This is a genomic window from Caballeronia insecticola, assembly GCF_000402035.1.
Classification (GTDB): Bacteria; Pseudomonadota; Gammaproteobacteria; order Burkholderiales; family Burkholderiaceae; genus Caballeronia; species Caballeronia insecticola.
Map to the genome: position 1 here is coordinate 760623 of NC_021288.1, position 16225 is coordinate 776847.

A 16225-nucleotide genomic window follows, 5' to 3' on the forward strand; every position below is an offset into this window, starting at 1 on the left:
ACGGTGTCCGCGAATCCTTCCCGAATCGTCCGGTGCGCGCGACGGGCGATGCGCGTCGCGACATTCAAGCCGCGCGCCGAAAGCGCCGTAAACCCGGCAAACACCCTGCGTTTTTCTCATGCCGAAAGCCCTCCACTTCGACAGTGCCTCCATCGACGGCGACGCCGCCGAAGAAATCTGGCGCGAGAGCTTAAGGCCGATGTACGAAATCGACCGTCCTACGGGCGCGGCGTTCCGGGCGGCGATGCGAACCTGGGACATGGGCGGCGCGATGTTGCTGACGCAGCACACCGCAAGCGACGAGGTGCGGTTCCGGCGCACGCGCGGACGCATCGCGACGAGCGGCGTCGATCACTATCTGTTGCATTGCCTGCTGGGCGGCACGCTCAGGTCCGAATCGGCGCAGGGCGAGCAGCGCGTGCCGGTCAACAGCGTAACGATCCGCGATATGGCGGTGGAAAACGTGGGCATCGCCCGCGACGCGCCCATGCTCACGCTCAGCATTCCGCGCGCGGCGCTCGACCGGCGCATGCCCGCGGGCGCACGGCTGCATGGCGCGTGCTGGGACGCGAGCGATCCGGTCGGCGGAATGATCGCCGCGCATCTCTGCTCGCTCGCGCGACTCGCCACGGACATGAGCGACGAGCAGGCCGCGCTCGCCGCCGACGCGACGCTCGAACTGCTCGGCGCGTGCCTCGTCCCGAAGCTCAGATTCGACACGAAGGCCGACGATCCGCGTCTCGCGCCGATGCTGCGTGCACGCGCGCTGTCGCATATCGAACAGAATCTGCGGGATCCGGATCTCGGCGCGGAATCGTTGCGCCGCGCGCTGGGCATTTCGCGCACGGCGTTGTACGCACTTTTCGACGAGACCGGCGGCGTCGCGCGTCATATCCGCGATCGCCGGCTGGATGAAGCGATGCGCCGGCTGACCGCGCCGCGTCATGGCCGCGAACGCATCGCCGAGATTGCGTATGCGCTGGGGTTCGGTAGTGAGAAAACCTTCAACCGGGCGTTTCGCGAACGCTTCGACTGCGCGCCGGGGGAGGCGCGCGAGCAGGGCGCGGCGCGTGTGTTGAAGGCCCCTTCCGACGATGATGACGGCGACGTACACACGATCGCCGCGCAGTATCAGGCGAAGCTGCTCGGGCTTCGTTGATGTACGGGATGGTGCGTAAACACTTGCTCGGTCGATGCTGACGAAGTTGCCCTTCCGGATTACGTCCGTGCGACCGCCGGAACTCGCGGGAGCGTCGTTCGCGTCTTCGGTTTCGGCTTCGGCTTGATCAGCCGGTATGCGATTAGGCGGAAAACGTTGTGCGGCGCGCTTGTCCGACTCATCGCTCGGTTGCGGCCAAGACCGTTAGTTGCGAACATCACATCGCAAATTCGCTCGAACGCGTCCGCCGCTGACATACCGATCGACAAACTCCGCCGCTTCGCTTCGAACGCTATGGCGAGACATCGCCACAAAGACTCGCCTTGCCCAGCTCGATGTACCGAGCGAGATGATGGTCCTCATCGCCGAGTTGATGATCGATCATCACGAGACGCTTCGCGTAATGCGAAAGCGGCAGTTCCCACGTCATGCCGATCCCGCCGTGCAACTGGATCGACTCTTCCGCGACCCGCGCGCCAATGCGTCCGATCGAATACTTAGCCGCCGACAGCGCCCGCTCGCGTTCGATGCCCGCGCCACCGACCGCCGCAGCCGCGTTGATCGCCGCCGAGCGCGCCTGCTCGATGTCGAGCAGCACGTCGGCCATGCGGTGCTGCAACGCCTGAAACGTGCCGATGGCCACGCCAAACTGCTTACGCGTGCGCAGATAGTCGAGCGTGTATTCCTTCGCGACGTCCATCGCGCCCACCGCTTCCGCCGCCAGCGCGACGAGTCCGTAACCGACCGCCTGCGCGAGCGTTTCGAAGCCCTCGCCTTCGCGGCCGACGAGCGCATCGGCATCGAGCGCGACATCTTGCAGCGATATTTCGGCGACGCGTCCGCCATCGATCTTGCGATATCCGCGCACCGTCACGCCTTCGGCATCGCGCGGCACGGCGAAGAGCGAGATGCCGGCTTCGTCGTAATCGTCGTGCGATGTGCGCGCCGAGACGAGCAGGACATCCGCATGCTCGCCCTGCTGCACGACGCCCTTCACACCGTTCAGCACCCAGCCGCCGCCGTGCCGCGTGGCACGCGTCGTGACGCGTGCGAGTTCGTAGTGCGAGCCGGGTTCGTCGTGCGCGAACGCGGCGATTGCGCTGCCTTCGATCATCTGCGTAACGATCGGGCGCTGTCCTTCATTGCCCGCGCAAGAGAGCGCGCGCCCGACGATCAGCGCATCGAGAAACGGCTCCACGACGAGCCCGCGCCCGAGCGCCTCGAACACGATGGCGATATCGAAACCGTCGCCGCCGAAGCCGCCGGACGCTTCATCGAACAATGCGCCGACAATGCCGAGTTCGCAAAAGCGCCGCCACATGTCGCGGCTGAAGCCCTCCGGCGAACGCGCGGTCTTGTCGCGAGACTCGAACGTGTACTGCTCGGCGATGAAGCGGTTGAGCGAGTCCGCAAGCATGCGGCGGTCGTCGGTGTGCTGAAAATTCATGACGCCAGTCCTTTAGAGTTCGAAAAACATCTATCCGTCAAAGCCCGAGAATCATCTTCGAGATGATGTTCTTCTGAATCTCGTTGGAGCCGCCGAAGATCGACAGCTTGCGATTGTTGAAGTATTGCGCGGCTGCCGTCGATGCTTCGCCGTCGAAATCATCGCCTTCATGTTCCTCGATGATCGGTTGCGCGTACGGTCCCATCGCGCGGCGCATGAGCGACGCGATCTCCTGGCGAATCTCCGTGCCACGAATCTTCAGCATCGAACTTTCCGCGCCCGGCGCGCCGCCGCCCGCCACCGCCGCGAGCACGCGCAGATTGGTCGTCTTCATGTTCTCGAGATCGATCTCGACACGTGCGAGCCGCGCCGCAAACAAAGGATCGTCGATAAGCGCGCGGCCGTTGCACCGCGCCTTGCTCGCCGCCGCCTTCAGCCGCGCGAGCGCCGCAACCGAAAAGCCCACGCCTGCAATGTTGGTGCGCTCGTAGGTCAGCAGGTATTTGGCGTAGGTCCAGCCCTTGTTCTCTTCGCCGACGAGATTCTCGGCAGGCACACGCACATCGGTGAAGAAGACTTCGTTCACTTCGTGCTCGCCATCCAGCGTGATGATCGGACGCACTTCGACGCCGGGCGTGTTCATGTCGATCAGCAAAAAGCTGATGCCTTCTTGCTTGCGAACATCGCTTGCCGTGCGCACGAGGCAGAAGATCATGTTCGCGTAGTGACCGAGCGTGGTCCACGTCTTCTGTCCATTGACGATGTAATAGTCCTCACCGTTTTCGGTCGCGCGCACGGCCGTGGTGCGCACCGCTGCGAGATCGGAGCCCGCGCCCGGTTCCGAATAGCCCTGACACCACCAGTCGGCGCCATCGAGAATGCGCGGCAGCCAGTGGCGCTTTTGCGTCTCGCTGCCGTACTTGATGAGCACAGGCCCCAACATGTTCACGCCAAACGGCACGATGCGCGGCGCGCCCGCAATCGCGCATTCGTTCTCGAAGATGAACCGCTGCACGGCGCTCCAGCCGGGGCCGCCGTATTCCTTCGGCCAATGATTCGCGAGCCATCCGCGCGCGTTGAGAATGCCGTGCCATTGCGCCATGTCGTCGCGCGTCACATGTGCGCCCGTGCGCACTTTATGCGCGACGGCCTCCGGCAACGACGTGCGCAGAAAGTCGAGCACGTCGGCGCGAAACGCTTCTTCCGCTGCGGTGAATTTCAGATCCATGATGGCTCCATGTGTCGATTGAAGAAGCGCCGCGCTCAAGCCGCCTGATTCAGACTCGCGAAGTTCTTGCCGCTTGCAACGAGACGCTCGATCAAAGGCGAAGCGCGCCAGAAGAGCGGGTCCTCTTGCGCGAACTCGCGAATGTCGGCGAGCACGCGGTCGAGGCCGACGCTGTCCGCATAATGCATCGGTCCGCCGCGATGGCGCGGGAAACCGAAGCCGTGCATCAGCGTGGCGTCGACATCGAGCGGACGCAGCGCAATGCCTTCATGCACGATGTTCGCGCCTTCGTTGATCATCGCGGCCAGATAGCGGCGCACGATCTGCGCGTCGTCGAATGTGCGCAGCGTGATGCCTGCGCGCGCGCGCTCGGCGTCGATGATCGCTTCGACCTCGGAATCCGGCTTGCCGATGCGTGCGCCGTCTTCATAACGATAAAAACCGCGTCCCGTCTTCTGGCCGAACCAGCCGCGTTCGCACAACTCGTCACCGATACGCACGTAACGCGCATTCGGATCGCGCGATGCGGCGCGGCGCTTTCTCGCGGCCCAGCCGATGTCGCCGCCCGCGAGATCGATGACCTGATACGGTCCCATCGGAAAGCCGAAGTCGCGCACGGCGCGGTCGATCTGATAAGGCGATGCGCCGTCTTCCATCAGATGATCCGCCGCCGCGCGATACACCGCCAGCATGCGATTGCCGATGAAGCCGTCGCACACGCCCGCGCGCACCGCGACCTTCTTCAGCTTCTTCGCAAGCTCGAAGCCGGTCGCGACAACTTCAGCCGCCACGCGCGCAGGCACCACGATTTCCAGCAGCTTCATGATGTTCGCGGGCGAGAAGAAGTGCAGGCCCAGCACGTCTTGCGGACGCGAGATGCTTGCGGCGAGTTCATCGATGTCGAGATACGACGTGTTGGTCGCGAGCACCGCGCCCTGCTTGCATACGCGATCCAGCTCGGCAAACACGGCTTTCTTCACGGCCATGTCTTCGAATACGGCTTCGATCACGAGATCGGCATCGGCGAGTGCATCGTATGACGTGTCGCCGCTGAAGCGTTGCATCGCACGCGCCTTCGCTTCATCGTTCAGGCGGCCTTTTGCGATCAGCCCGTCATAGACTTTCTCGACATGCGCGCGGCCGCGCGCGAGCGATGCGTCGTCGCGCTCGATCATCGTGACGATGAAGCCGGCATCGAGCAACGCCACCGCGATGCCCGCGCCCATCGTGCCGCCGCCGATCACGCCGACTGCGTGCAACGCACGCGCGCGGGCATCGCGCGTTTCGGGCGCCTTCTGCGCTTCGCGCTCGGCGAAGAACGCATGCACGAGACCGGCGCGCTGCGGACTCTCGCGGCATTCGAGAAACTGCGCGCGCTCGAATTGCAGGCCTTCGTCGAACGGAAGGTTCAGCGCGGCTTCCACGCAATCGACGATCTTCAGCGGCGAGAGCAGCCCGCGCGCTTTTTTCTGCGTATCGGCGCGCGCCGCCGCGATGGCCGCCGTGCTCGCTTCCTTGTCGGCGAGGCCCGGCGCGCTGCGCGTGCGGCGCGGCGCGGCGCGCGTGGCGATCAGTTCGTGCGCGTAGGCGAGACCTTCGGTGAGTACGTCGTCGCTGTGGCCGACGCGATCGACGAGACCCGTGCGCAACGCTTCCTGCGCACCGACGTGGCGTCCGCTCAGCATCAGCGACAACGCAGCCTGCGCGCCGATGAGACGCGGCGTGCGTTGCGTGCCGCCCGCTCCGGGCAAGAGTCCCAGTTGCACTTCCGGCAGACCGAGCTTCGCGCCTTCGAACGCAATCCGATAATGCGACGCCAGCGCCACTTCAAGGCCGCCGCCGAGCGCCGCGCCGTGAATCGCCGCGACGACAGGCTTGCTGCACGCCTCGATGCGATTGCACACGTCCGGCAACGAAGGCGGCACGGCAGGCTTGCCGAACTCGCGGATATCCGCGCCCGCGATGAAGTTGCGACCCGCGCCGACAATCAGCACCGCACGCACCGATGCGTTGCCGTCGGCGGCCTCGATCGCGTCGATCAGGCCGCGCCGCACCGCTGCATTGAGCGCGTTGACGGGCGCGTGATCGATCGTCACGACAAGAACATTGCCACGCAGTTGGTGTTGGACCAACGCGGGGTCCGTCGCGCTCGATGGCGTCATGAATGCTGTCTCCAGTATTGAATGGATTTTTTCGGAATGGCTTGTCTGCATTCTCAGGGCGAAAAGCTTCCTTGACAATCACAGAGGCGATTGACAGACTGTCAAAATTATTTTGACAATCGCGCGCGGCGCGAGCAAATCCGACGTGGACGTCAACGAACTTACGCTTCTCGTCGAAATTCTCGATGCCGGCAATCTCAGCGAGGCGGCGCGGCGGCTCAAGATGAGCCGCGCGAACGTCAGCTATCACCTGAAGGCGCTGGAAAAATCGGTCGGCGTGCAGCTCGTGCGGCGCACCACGCGCCGCGTCGAGCCGACTGAAATCGGCATCAGGCTCTACGAACACGGCCGCTCGATCCGCAATGCGTTGCTGGCCGCGCAGGAATCGGTGTCGACGCTCGGTCAGCGTCTTCAGGGGCGCGTGCGTTTATCGGTACCGAGCGGCTATGGACAGCTTGTGATGTCGGAGTGGCTGATCGCGTTCAAGCGCGAGTATCCGGATATCGTGCTCGATGTGATGTTCGAGAACCGCGTCGAAGACCTGCTTCGCGATGAAGTCGATATTGCCGTGCGTGTGATGCCCGAGCCGCCGCCGAGTCTCGTCGCGCGCGATATGGGGCCGGTGCGTTATGTCGCGTGCGCATCGACCGCGTATGCGAAGGCGCACGGCATGCCGACGCAACTCGACGAGCTTCGCGTCGTGCCGCTCATCACGGCGAGCGTCATCGGCAAGCAGACGCGCGTCGCCGCCTATCTCGACGACGAACGTCACGAAGTGCTGCTCGAACCGAGCCTGATCTCCGAGAACTTCACCTTCCTGCGCGATGCGATTCTCGCGGGGCTCGGCGTCGGTATCGTGCCGGATTACGTCGTGATGGAAGACATGCGCGCAGGCGCGGTCGTGACGGCGCTCGATCAATGGCGGCTCAGCATCTTCGGCACGCACATGTACATGCTGTACATGCCGAATCGACATCAGACGCGCGCGGCGCTGGCGTTCATCGACTTCATGCTCGAACGGGCGCACAAGGCCGGGCGCGGTCATGCTTCGGCTTAATCACGCGGCATGCGTTCCGCAAAGCCGATTGCGACCGACATCAACGCGATGCCCGACAACTGCAGGCCGCTCAGGCGCTGATCGAAGAACAGCCAGTCGATGACGATGGCCACCGCCGGATAGACGAACTGCAACACGGCGATGCGGCCCGTGTTCAGGCGCGCCATTCCGGCATAGATGAGCGTGTAAGCGAGACCGGTGTGGATCACGCCGAGCCCGGCGAGCCATAACCACGACGCGCCCCACGCGGGCCAGCCGTGCTGCATCGGCCACATCCACAGCGTGAGCGTGCCGATTGCGCATTGCCACCACGCGAGAATGCCCGCGGGCATGTCGCGCAAACGTCGCGCGATGATCGTGACGCACGCCATACAGAACGCGCCGACGAGACACAACGCAACGCCCAGCCAGTAGCCCGGCGCGAGCGCATCGTTGGCCTTGTGCTCGGCGATGCCGGTCGCCAGCGCCAGCCCGAGCATGGCGGCGCACACCGCGCCGAAGCGCCGCTTGCCGACCGGTTCCTTCAGGCACCACGCGCCGAGCAACAGGACCCACATCGGCTGAACGTGGAACAGCACGATCGCCACGCCGGCCGATACACGCTCGATCGCGCTGAAAAACAATCCCCAGTTGAGGACCATCAGCGCGGCCGCGATCAGCACCCACGGCGCGGTGGCGCGGTTGAGGCGCAGCATGCGCGTCTGCCCGCGCAAGATCGCCCAGAGCGTGAGACCGATCAATCCGGATGCGCAGCGAAACCACGTTGCGGTGAGCGGATCGACATGCGCTTCATACACGAACACGCCGATGGTGCCGAGCAATGCCGAGCCGAGCAGAAACGGCGCAGTGCCGGTGCCCGGAACGCGCCTGTTGAAGACGGCGGCGCTGTCGTGAGTTTGCGGATTCGTATTCATGCGAGCAGTGTGTGCGCCATCGCCGCGCACGAAAAGCGCATAATTCGACGATCATCCATTCGAAAATCGAAAGTGGCGGAAACGATGAATCAGCGCGATCTGCAAACGGACTGGCTTAAGTGCTTCGTCGCCGTGGTCGATGCGGGCTCGCTATCGAGCGCGGCCGGGGAAGTGCATCGCTCGCAATCGGCGGTGAGCATGCAGCTCAAGAAGCTGGAAAGCGCGCTGGGACTGCGGCTCATCGAGCGGGGCGCGCGCACGCTGGAACTGACCGTCGATGGCCAGACGCTGCTCGGCTATGCACGCCGCATCCTCGATCTGCATGCCGAAGCGCACGTCGCGCTGCAAGGCGAGAAGCTCACCGGCCGCGTGCAACTCGGCGTGCCCGACGACTATGCCGCGAAGTATCTGACGCCCGTGCTCAAGCGTTTCGCGCCGCGTCATAGCGGCGTCGAGATCGAATTGATCTGCGAGCAATCCACCTCGCTCATTCCGCGCGTGGCAAGCGGTGCGCTCGATCTCGCGCTCGTCTCACGCGATCACGCGCGGCGCGGCACGCTTCTGTTTCATGAGCCGATGGTCTGGGTCGGCGCCGCGCAGTTCGAATTATGGCGACGCGACCCGATGCCGATTGCCGTCTACGAAAGCGCGAGCCTCGCGCGGCGCAGCGCCATCAATTCGCTGGCGCAGCAGGGCCGTCGCTACAAAGTGGTCTACAACAGTTCGAGTCTCGCGGGACAAATCGCGGCAGTCGAGAGCGGCCTCGCGGTCGCGGCGCTGACGCAATGCAGCGCGCCGGATCATCTGCGGATTCTGGGCAGCGACGAAGGCCTGGGCCCGCTCGAACCGATGGAAGTCGCCGTGTACCGAAGCCGCGATTCGCGCGGCTCCAAAGCCGTCGACAGCCTGCACAGCCTGCTTGTGAAGACGCTGCGGCAGTCGTCGTCGGTTTAGGGTCGATGCGTCGCGATGCCCTCGATCTCAACCAGCAGATCGGCGCGGCAAATATCGACATGGAGGAAGCGCACCTGCGCATCCGGATGAAAAGTGTCGCGCGCGAGTGCCTGCACCGCCGGCAAGTCCGCCGCGCGCCGGTAATAGACCTTGATCTGATCGAGATCGTGCAGCGCGAAGCCGTCCGCAACACCTTGCGCTTCGAGATTCTCCGCGCCGCACAGATACGCGATGTTGCCGGTCGCAACGTGCCATTGCTTCGCGAGCTGGCCTTCGTGCACGGTCTCGTGTCCGATGATGCTCGCCGTACCCGATACGTACAGCGTATCGCGCATGTAAGTGGCCCGCGCGAAGCTCGGCGAGCGCGGGCCGTAACGCTGGGGATAACGATACGCGGGCGTCTGCCGCGCATTCTCGATATGCGTGACCGCGCGCTCATGGCACGCCAGAAAATAGAAGCCGACGCCATCGCCCCATGTGCCGATGCCGGTCGCCGACGGCATGCCCGCCGTGCTCGCGTATTGCTCGTCGAACGCCATGGCGCGGCCGCGACAGAAGTCGCGATAGACTTCGAGCCCGTCCGGATTCTCCCCGTTGATATGCGGGATGAAGTTCCACATGCGGAAGATTTTCGGGAACTGCAAGTCGCTGACGAGCGCGAATGCATCGGCATACGTCTTGTACACGGCTTCCGTGTAGCGATCGGCGAGCGGAACGAAACCTGCGCAGAAAAGAAAAGCGTCGTCGTGGGCGAAGACGAGACCGTTAGTGATGCCCGAATGCGTGTCGCCCGATGCGTTCCAGACTTCGGCGAAGCCGTGGCGCGCATCGTCGTTCATGTTCAGGTGCAGCGTCGGCACGCCTTGTTCGATGCGCGGCGCGCCACTCGTCGCACCGAACACGATCCGGCCGATGACGCCGCCTCCTTCTTCCTGCCCCGCATTCATGCCGACTTCGACGAACCGGCTTCCGAATTCCTCGTCTTGCTTCGCCACTCGCCTCTCCCGTATATGCCCGTCAGTCGGCGACTTCGCCCCCGAACAGGTCTGCGGTCGCGGCGCTCTCCTTGAGCTGCGGCAACGCGCCGCTGCGCACCTGTTCCAGAATCCCGGCCGGCAGCCAGGTCTCCTCCATCGCGTTGATGCCGTTCTCGATCATCTGCTGAAGGAAGAACGACTGTTTGCGCCCCGTCACTTCCGCCAATAGCCGCAGCCGCTGTTCGAATTGTGGATCGACCCGTACTGCGACCACCTTCAGCTTGTTTTCGGCGGTCCTTCTCACTGCGTGCTCCTTGTAACGTTGATTTCGCGCGAACCGGAATTGGTGCAGCACGTTTCGCGCATTCGAGGCGCAAGTCTACCCTCTCGCGCGTGCCTTCACGCAGTGCACGATCGTGCGCGGCATCGGGCGGCGTGCGTGCTACCATCGAAAAGCCGGGAATCAGACGAAAACCTGGCGCATGGCCGGGCTCCTGTTCACATCCCGCAAACGAGAGAGACGTCGATGGAGGCTTCGCGCCGAAGCTCGCACGCGCCTGCACAAGCGTCATGAACGAATCAGAAGAACATCCCGGATTCGGCCCGGCCGAGCCCCTGCCCTCGCCGCCGCCGCTCGACTTTCGCGCCGCGCGCAAGCGCTTCTTCACTGCGCTCGTAGCGTCGGTCGTCATTCCGTTCGCTTTCTTCGGGCTTTATAGCTATTACACCTATGAGCGCGCGCTCACCGAATCGGGCGAATCGCTGCAACAGTTCGTGCGCGTGATCGGCGAAAAAGCGAACACGGTCTTCAGCATCAATCGCGAACTGATTTCGCGCATCGAAGACATGCTCGGCAATGGCGACGCGGATTTCATCGCGCGCGATCAGACTGCGCTGCACGAGGCGCTGCGTCATCTCGTCGAGAGTCATCCGCAGATCGCGGCGTTATCGGTGCTCGACAGCCGCGGGCATCTCATTCTCAGCAGCCGCTTCATGCCCGCGCCGGATGTGTCCGTGGGCGATCGCGCCGACTTCATCGCCACACGCGACGCGCGCGCCCGCTTCCACATCTCGCTGCCCGAGCGCGGGCGCGTGAAGAACACCGACATCGTCAACACGCTCACCGCGCGCGTCGCGAAAGACGGGCGTTTTCTCGGCGCGATCTCGATTGCATTGCGGCGCGACTATCTGATCGATTTCTATCGCCAACTTTCCGCCGATGATCCCGCGCTCACCCTCGCGCTGCATCGCGAGGACGGCGCCGTGCTGGCACGCTATCCCGCGCCGCCGCCTCATGCGCCCGAACGTCATTCGGTGCTCGCCGCCGCATTCGCGCAAGGCGAACCCGCCGGCCTGCTGCGCTACGTTTCTCCGCTCGACAACGACGAAAAGCTCACGGCGTTCCGGCGCGTCGGCGACTATCCGCTCTATGCTGCGGCGGGCTTCGCGATCCGCGACGTGCGTCTCGCGTGGTGGCGGCGCGATGTGTCGATCGCGGCCATCGCGCTGATTCCGTGCATCGCGCTATGGGTGCTGATCGGCTTTTCGCTGCGTCGCCTGAAAGCCGAAGAAGCCTCGTGGCACAACTGGCGCGGCGAACTCGCGCGACGCCGCTCCGCCGAGGCGGCCACGCGCCGCATGCAGCGCATGGGCGCGCTCGGCAATCTCGTCGCGAACGTCGCGCACGACTTCAACAATCTGCTGATGGTCGTCACGTCCAACATGGAGATTGCGCGGCGAAAAGGCTATAACGGTCTCGAGAAGGAAGTGACCGCGGTCGGGCGCGCGTCCGTCAGTGCTCAGGCGCTCGCGCGCCGCCTGATGAGCGTGGCGCGCCGCCAGCCGCTACAGATGCAGGTCATCCGGCTCGATCGCTGGATGATGGAGACGGAGCCGCTCATACGCGCATCGGTGGGCGACAAGGTCAAGCTGCACACGCAGGTCTCGGGCACGATGTGGCCCGTGCGCGTCGATGCGACCGAGCTGACTTCGGCGCTCATCAACATCGCCGTGAACGCGAAGGATGCGATGCCCGATGGCGGCGACCTCCATATCCAGTGCAACAACGCGCGCTATCAGGACGTGCCCGGTGGCCTCGTCGAGAACGAGTATGTCGTGATCGCGTGCAAGGACAGCGGCACCGGCATGCGGCCGGAAGTCGCCAAGCACGCGTTCGAGCCGCTGTTCACCACGAAGGCGCCGGGCGCCGGCACCGGCCTCGGACTCGCGCAAGTGCTCGCGATGGCCGAGCAGGCGGGCGGCATGGCGCGCGCAACCTCGGCGTGGGGCTACGGCACGACCATCTACATCTATCTGCCGCGCTGGACAGGCGAAGCCGATGCGCCGCAAGACACCGCGCCCGAGTCCGGCGTGCAGCGTCATGCGCCTACTTCCACGGTGCTGCTCGTCGAAGACAACGACGAAGTGGCCGCCGGGCTATGCGCGGTGCTCGAAGTGCTCGGCTGGCGGGCGCATCACGAGCCGTCGGGCGACGCCGCATTGCGCGTGCTCGAAGCGGGCCACGAGTTCGATCTCGTGCTCTCGGACATCCAGATGCCCGGCACTTATGACGGCATCCGCCTCGCCGAATGGATCAGGACGATGCGTCCGCAACAACCCGTCACGCTGATGACGGGCTACGCCGATCAACTCGAACAGGCGAGACGCACGGGCGTCGCGATTCTCGCCAAGCCGTTCAACATCGACGATCTGAAGGCCCTGCTCGACGGCCTGCCCGCGCGCCATCACATCTGAAAGCGGTCGCGCGTCGTCACGTAATCGCTCGCGCCGAAGCGCCCCACGGGAAAATAGTGCTGCAAACGCACGCGCCATGTATCGAGATCGATGAGTTCGTCGCGCGCATGTAGCATCAACACCCGTCCGATGAAGATATGCCGGCTCGTGGTTTCCAGCGTTTCCCACAGCGCGCATTCGAACGCGACGGGCGCTTCGGCGATGCGCGGCGGCTTCACACGCGTCGAAGCGAGCGCGGTGAAGCCGACCTCTTCAAGCTCGGAGACATCGGCGGCGAAGCGTTCTCCGCAGCGATGCATTTGCTGCGCGATGGCTTCATCGGCGAGATGCACGACGAACTCTTTCTCGCGCGGGATGTTCACCGCAGTGTCTTTCAGCGTGCCGTCCGCGAGGCGGTTGATGCTGATCATCACGATGGGCGGTTCTTCGCCCAGCATGTTGAACATCGAGAACGGCGCGGCGTTCACGGTGCCGTCCGCGCCGAGCGTCGTCACGAGCGCGATGGGACGCGGCACGATGAGGCTCGCCATCAGCTTGTAACGCTGGTACTCGGTGATCGCTTCGAAATCGATTTGCATGTCACTCCACTACGGTTCGTTGCGCGGGATCGAGGCCGAGCAGTTGCGCGAGCCCCTTCGCGCCCGGCATGCGCGATGTCTCGATGCGCGCCTCGAGGCTGCGCAGATGCGCCGTCATATGCGCGATCGCGCCTTCTGCATCGCGGGCTTCGAGGCAGTCGAGAATCGCGGTGTGCTCGTCGTGCTCGCACGGCGCGTTCCCCACCGGCTCATACGCACCAACGATCAGCGAGCAGCGCGAGATCAGTTCGGTCAGATAGTGTTCGAGAATCGCGTTGCCCGCAAGCGCCGCGATACGCAGATGAAACGCGCTCGCGAGCCGCGCCCATGATGGCTGATCGAAGCGATGCATCGCGTCGTGTTCCTTCGCCAGTTGCTCACGCAGCGCGGCGATATCGGCGGCGCTCGCGCGCTGTGCCGCGAGTTCGACGAGCGCGCGCTCGACCGAACGCCGCGCCTCGAAGATCGCGCGCGTCTCTTCCTGCGTCGGTTGCGCGATCACCGCGCCCTTGTTCGGCCGCAACACGACGATGCCATCGTATGCGAGCTTTTCCAGCGCACGCCGCACGACCGCACGGCCCACGCCGAACAGCGCGCAGAGTTCCGGCTCGGGCAGCTTGGTGCCGGGCGTGAGACGGCGATTCAGCACGCCCTCGAAGATCGACCGATAGATGCGCGCGTCCGCGCTCTCCTTCGCGCTCTTCATGCTCTTCATGCGGCCTGCGCCGGCACGGGCACGGCTGCATCGGCATGACGCGCGATCGCGCCGGGCGTCGTCAGCCAGATGTCCTTGCGCGCGGCCGCGATATGCGTAAGTGCGCGCCGCAAATGCCGCAACCGATACGGCTGCCCGACGATATACGGATGCAGCGCAATGCCCATCACGAGCGCCTGCGGCGTGCGCGCGCGCTGCGTCTGTTCGAGCATCTCGTCGAACTGGTCGATGATCATGTCCGCGAAATCGCGCATGTCCATGTGCCGCGCCATGATCATCGGCAGATCGTTGAGTTCCTGCGGATACGGGATCGACCAGAGCGGGCCATGGCGCGTATTCATGCGCACCGGGCGGTCGTCGTGACACCAGTTGAGCGTGTAGCGATAGCCGGTTTCGGCGAGCAGGTCCGGCGTGCGATGCGACTCTGAAATCCACGGCGAGAGCCAGCCTGACGGCGCCGCGCCGGAACGTTCGAGCATGCGCGCCCGGCAATGCGCGAGCAGCGCGCGTTCGCCCGCTTCGTCGAGATCGCTCTGACGTTGCGCGTTCGTGTGACCGTGCGCGATGAGTTCGTCGCCGCGCGCAGCGCACGCTTCGACGAGCGCGGGACAGTGATCGTACAGCGACGTATTGATGAGCGTGCCCGCAGGCAGATCGAGCGCATCGAACAGTTCGATGCAGCGCCACGCGCCCACGCGATTGCCGTATTCGCGCCAGCTGAAGTTGAGCACATCGGGTTGCGGCGAGAGCGGCCCGAGCGCCGCGCCCAGTCCTTCACCGAAGGCAAAGTGCTCCAGATTGAAGCCGAGATAGACGGCGAGTCCCGCGCCGTTTGGCCAGCGATAACCGTCGCTCTCGTGTATCGCGCGATAGTCGAAGCGCTCATGCGTCTTCAGCGGATCGAAGTCGTTCATGTCGAATATGGATGAACCGGTTTGGTTAAGTCATGCCCCAACGCGGACGTGATCCGCACCGCGATCGCACACGCCGCGCATGCGCAAGTGCTGACGATCGGGGTCCGCGATCGTGTGCAAGTTGCGCGCCAATTCGTCGACGACCTAACGTCCGCGCGTGTTGCAGTTCTACGCGACGTGCCGCGAGCGTGCGGCAGAACACGAATGGCATATGTCTTGCAATGGCTTGCCCGCTGTATTGCATCAGCGTCTTCATACAGGTCATCACACAGGACACGCCTTCATGGTCCAGCCGGCATCCACGGTGGTTCACACGAGCCCAGCCGATATCGAACTCGTGCATGTTTCGAAGCGTTATGGCGATTCGGTCGCCGTCGATTCGATCGACCTGCGCATTCCGGGCGGCGCGTATTGCTGCCTGCTCGGGCCGTCCGGCTGCGGCAAGACTTCGACGTTGCGCATGATCGCGGGCCACGAATGGGTCTCCGAAGGCGACGTGCTTATCGGCGGACGCAACGTCACGCGCGCGCAGCCCGTCGCGCGCGGCACGGCCATGGTCTTTCAGAGCTATGCGCTCTTTCCGCATCTCTCCGCGCTCGACAACGTCGCGTTCAGCCTCAAGGTGCGCGGCATCGCGAAGGAGGCGCGCAGAAAGCGTGCGGGCGAGTTGCTCGACCTCGTCGCGATGTCGGCTTATGCGAATCGCAAGCCCGCGCAACTCTCGGGCGGACAACAGCAGCGCGTGGCGCTCGCGCGCGCGCTCCTCAACGAGCCGCGTTGCCTGCTGCTCGACGAGCCGCTCTCCGCGCTCGATCCGTTCCTGCGCGTGCAGATGCGCGCCGAACTCAAGCGCTGGCAGAAGGAACTCGGCATCACCTTCGTGCACGTCACGCATTCACAGGAAGAAGCGATGGCGCTCGCGGATCTCGTCGTCGTGATGAGTCACGGACATATCGAGCAGAGCGGCACGCCCTTCGATGTCTTCAACCGCCCGCGCACGGAATTCGTCGCGCGCTTTCTCGGCGGACATAACGTGCTCGGTGCGAACGGGCGGCTCTTCACGGTGCGCGCGGATCATCTGCGCATCGCGCCGCACGGTGTGGCGGCGGGAACGAGTGCGGGCGACGGCGGGCTTCTGCGCATCGGCGGGCTGGCGTGCACGGTGCGCGAGGCCGAGTATCAGGGCACGCATCTGCGCATGACGCTCGATCCGCTCGACGGCTCGCCCGAACTCGTCTCCATGATCAGCGACGCCGACTACGACCCGCAACGCTTCAGTCCCGGCGCGCGCGTGACGGCGTGGTGGGACGAACAGAACGCGCATCCGCTCGCCGCGTGAACCCGGCATTCACAACTTCAAATTCGA

14 protein-coding genes are annotated in these 16225 nt (G+C 64.5%); 5 read left to right on the forward strand and 9 right to left on the reverse strand.

Annotation, left to right across the window (positions count from 1 at the left end; genetic code table 11):
* The first annotated feature begins 118 nt into the window (after positions 1-118).
* Positions 119-1159, forward strand: coding sequence for a helix-turn-helix domain-containing protein (locus BRPE64_RS31995; RefSeq protein WP_016347512.1), 1041 nt, complete (start codon positions 119-121; stop codon positions 1157-1159).
* Between the two features lie 292 nt (positions 1160-1451).
* Here the strand turns inward: BRPE64_RS31995 and BRPE64_RS24085 are convergent, their stop codons facing one another.
* Genes BRPE64_RS24085 through BRPE64_RS24095 form a run of 3 tightly spaced genes read right to left on the reverse strand, consistent with a single transcriptional unit; the run spans position 1452 to position 5996 of the window.
* Complete coding sequence (locus BRPE64_RS24085) at positions 1452-2606, reverse strand: acyl-CoA dehydrogenase family protein (RefSeq protein WP_016347513.1); 1155 nt, start codon at positions 2604-2606, stop codon at positions 1452-1454.
* A 37-nt stretch (positions 2607-2643) separates the two neighbouring features.
* A complete protein-coding gene (locus tag BRPE64_RS24090; protein WP_016347514.1) occupies positions 2644-3834 on the reverse strand; it encodes an acyl-CoA dehydrogenase family protein in 1191 nt (396 codons plus the stop codon).
* Between the two features lie 35 nt (positions 3835-3869).
* Positions 3870-5996: a 3-hydroxyacyl-CoA dehydrogenase NAD-binding domain-containing protein gene (locus tag BRPE64_RS24095; protein ID WP_044042944.1), complete on the reverse strand. Its 2127-nt coding sequence runs from the start codon at positions 5994-5996 to the stop codon at positions 3870-3872.
* Positions 5997-6141: 145 nt separating this feature from the next.
* On the opposite strand from BRPE64_RS24095, the gene BRPE64_RS24100 reads away from it, so the two are divergent.
* Positions 6142-7053, forward strand: a complete 912-nt coding sequence (locus BRPE64_RS24100; RefSeq protein ID WP_044043159.1) for a LysR family transcriptional regulator — start codon at positions 6142-6144, stop codon at positions 7051-7053.
* On the opposite strand, the gene BRPE64_RS24105 is transcribed toward BRPE64_RS24100, so the two are convergent.
* A complete protein-coding gene (locus BRPE64_RS24105) occupies positions 7050-7967 on the reverse strand; it encodes a DMT family transporter (RefSeq protein ID WP_016347517.1) in 918 nt (305 codons plus the stop codon). The two genes, BRPE64_RS24100 and BRPE64_RS24105, sit on opposite strands and share 4 nt — an antisense overlap.
* Before the next feature lie 84 nt (positions 7968-8051).
* On the opposite strand from BRPE64_RS24105, the gene BRPE64_RS24110 reads away from it, so the two are divergent.
* Positions 8052-8921 (forward strand): LysR family transcriptional regulator, encoded by an 870-nt coding sequence (locus BRPE64_RS24110; RefSeq protein ID WP_044043162.1) that lies wholly within the window; start codon positions 8052-8054, stop codon positions 8919-8921.
* Here BRPE64_RS24110 and BRPE64_RS24115 read toward each other — a convergent pair.
* Together BRPE64_RS24115 and BRPE64_RS24120 are read right to left on the reverse strand one after the other, a co-directional pair.
* On the reverse strand, positions 8918-9916 hold the full coding sequence (locus BRPE64_RS24115) for an FkbO/Hyg5 family chorismatase (RefSeq protein WP_016347519.1): 999 nt from the start codon (positions 9914-9916) through the stop codon (positions 8918-8920). The genes BRPE64_RS24110 and BRPE64_RS24115 overlap by 4 nt on opposite strands.
* Positions 9917-9938: 22 nt before the next feature.
* Positions 9939-10202, reverse strand: a complete 264-nt coding sequence (locus BRPE64_RS24120; protein WP_016347520.1) for a hypothetical protein — start codon at positions 10200-10202, stop codon at positions 9939-9941.
* A 266-nt stretch (positions 10203-10468) separates the two neighbouring features.
* Between BRPE64_RS24120 and BRPE64_RS24125 the strand changes: the two genes are divergently transcribed.
* Positions 10469-12652, forward strand: a complete 2184-nt coding sequence (locus BRPE64_RS24125) for a hybrid sensor histidine kinase/response regulator (RefSeq protein WP_016347521.1) — start codon at positions 10469-10471, stop codon at positions 12650-12652.
* Here BRPE64_RS24125 and BRPE64_RS24130 read toward each other — a convergent pair.
* Genes BRPE64_RS24130 through BRPE64_RS24140 form a run of 3 tightly spaced genes read right to left on the reverse strand, consistent with a single transcriptional unit; the run spans position 12643 to position 14859 of the window.
* On the reverse strand, positions 12643-13230 hold the full coding sequence (locus BRPE64_RS24130; protein WP_016347522.1) for a flavin reductase family protein: 588 nt from the start codon (positions 13228-13230) through the stop codon (positions 12643-12645). The genes BRPE64_RS24125 and BRPE64_RS24130 overlap by 10 nt on opposite strands.
* Position 13231: 1 nt before the next feature.
* Positions 13232-13945 carry a GntR family transcriptional regulator gene (locus BRPE64_RS24135; RefSeq protein ID WP_016347523.1) on the reverse strand — a complete coding sequence of 238 codons (714 nt, stop codon included), beginning with the start codon at positions 13943-13945 and terminating at the stop codon, positions 13232-13234.
* Complete coding sequence (locus BRPE64_RS24140; RefSeq protein ID WP_016347524.1) at positions 13942-14859, reverse strand: polysaccharide deacetylase family protein; 918 nt, start codon at positions 14857-14859, stop codon at positions 13942-13944. The genes BRPE64_RS24135 and BRPE64_RS24140 overlap by 4 nt, the downstream gene beginning before the upstream one ends.
* Before the next feature lie 283 nt (positions 14860-15142).
* On the opposite strand from BRPE64_RS24140, the gene BRPE64_RS24145 reads away from it, so the two are divergent.
* Entirely contained in the window at positions 15143-16198 is a 1056-nt protein-coding gene (locus tag BRPE64_RS24145) for an ABC transporter ATP-binding protein (protein ID WP_044042946.1), read from the forward strand.
* Positions 16199-16225: the final 27 nt, after the last annotated feature.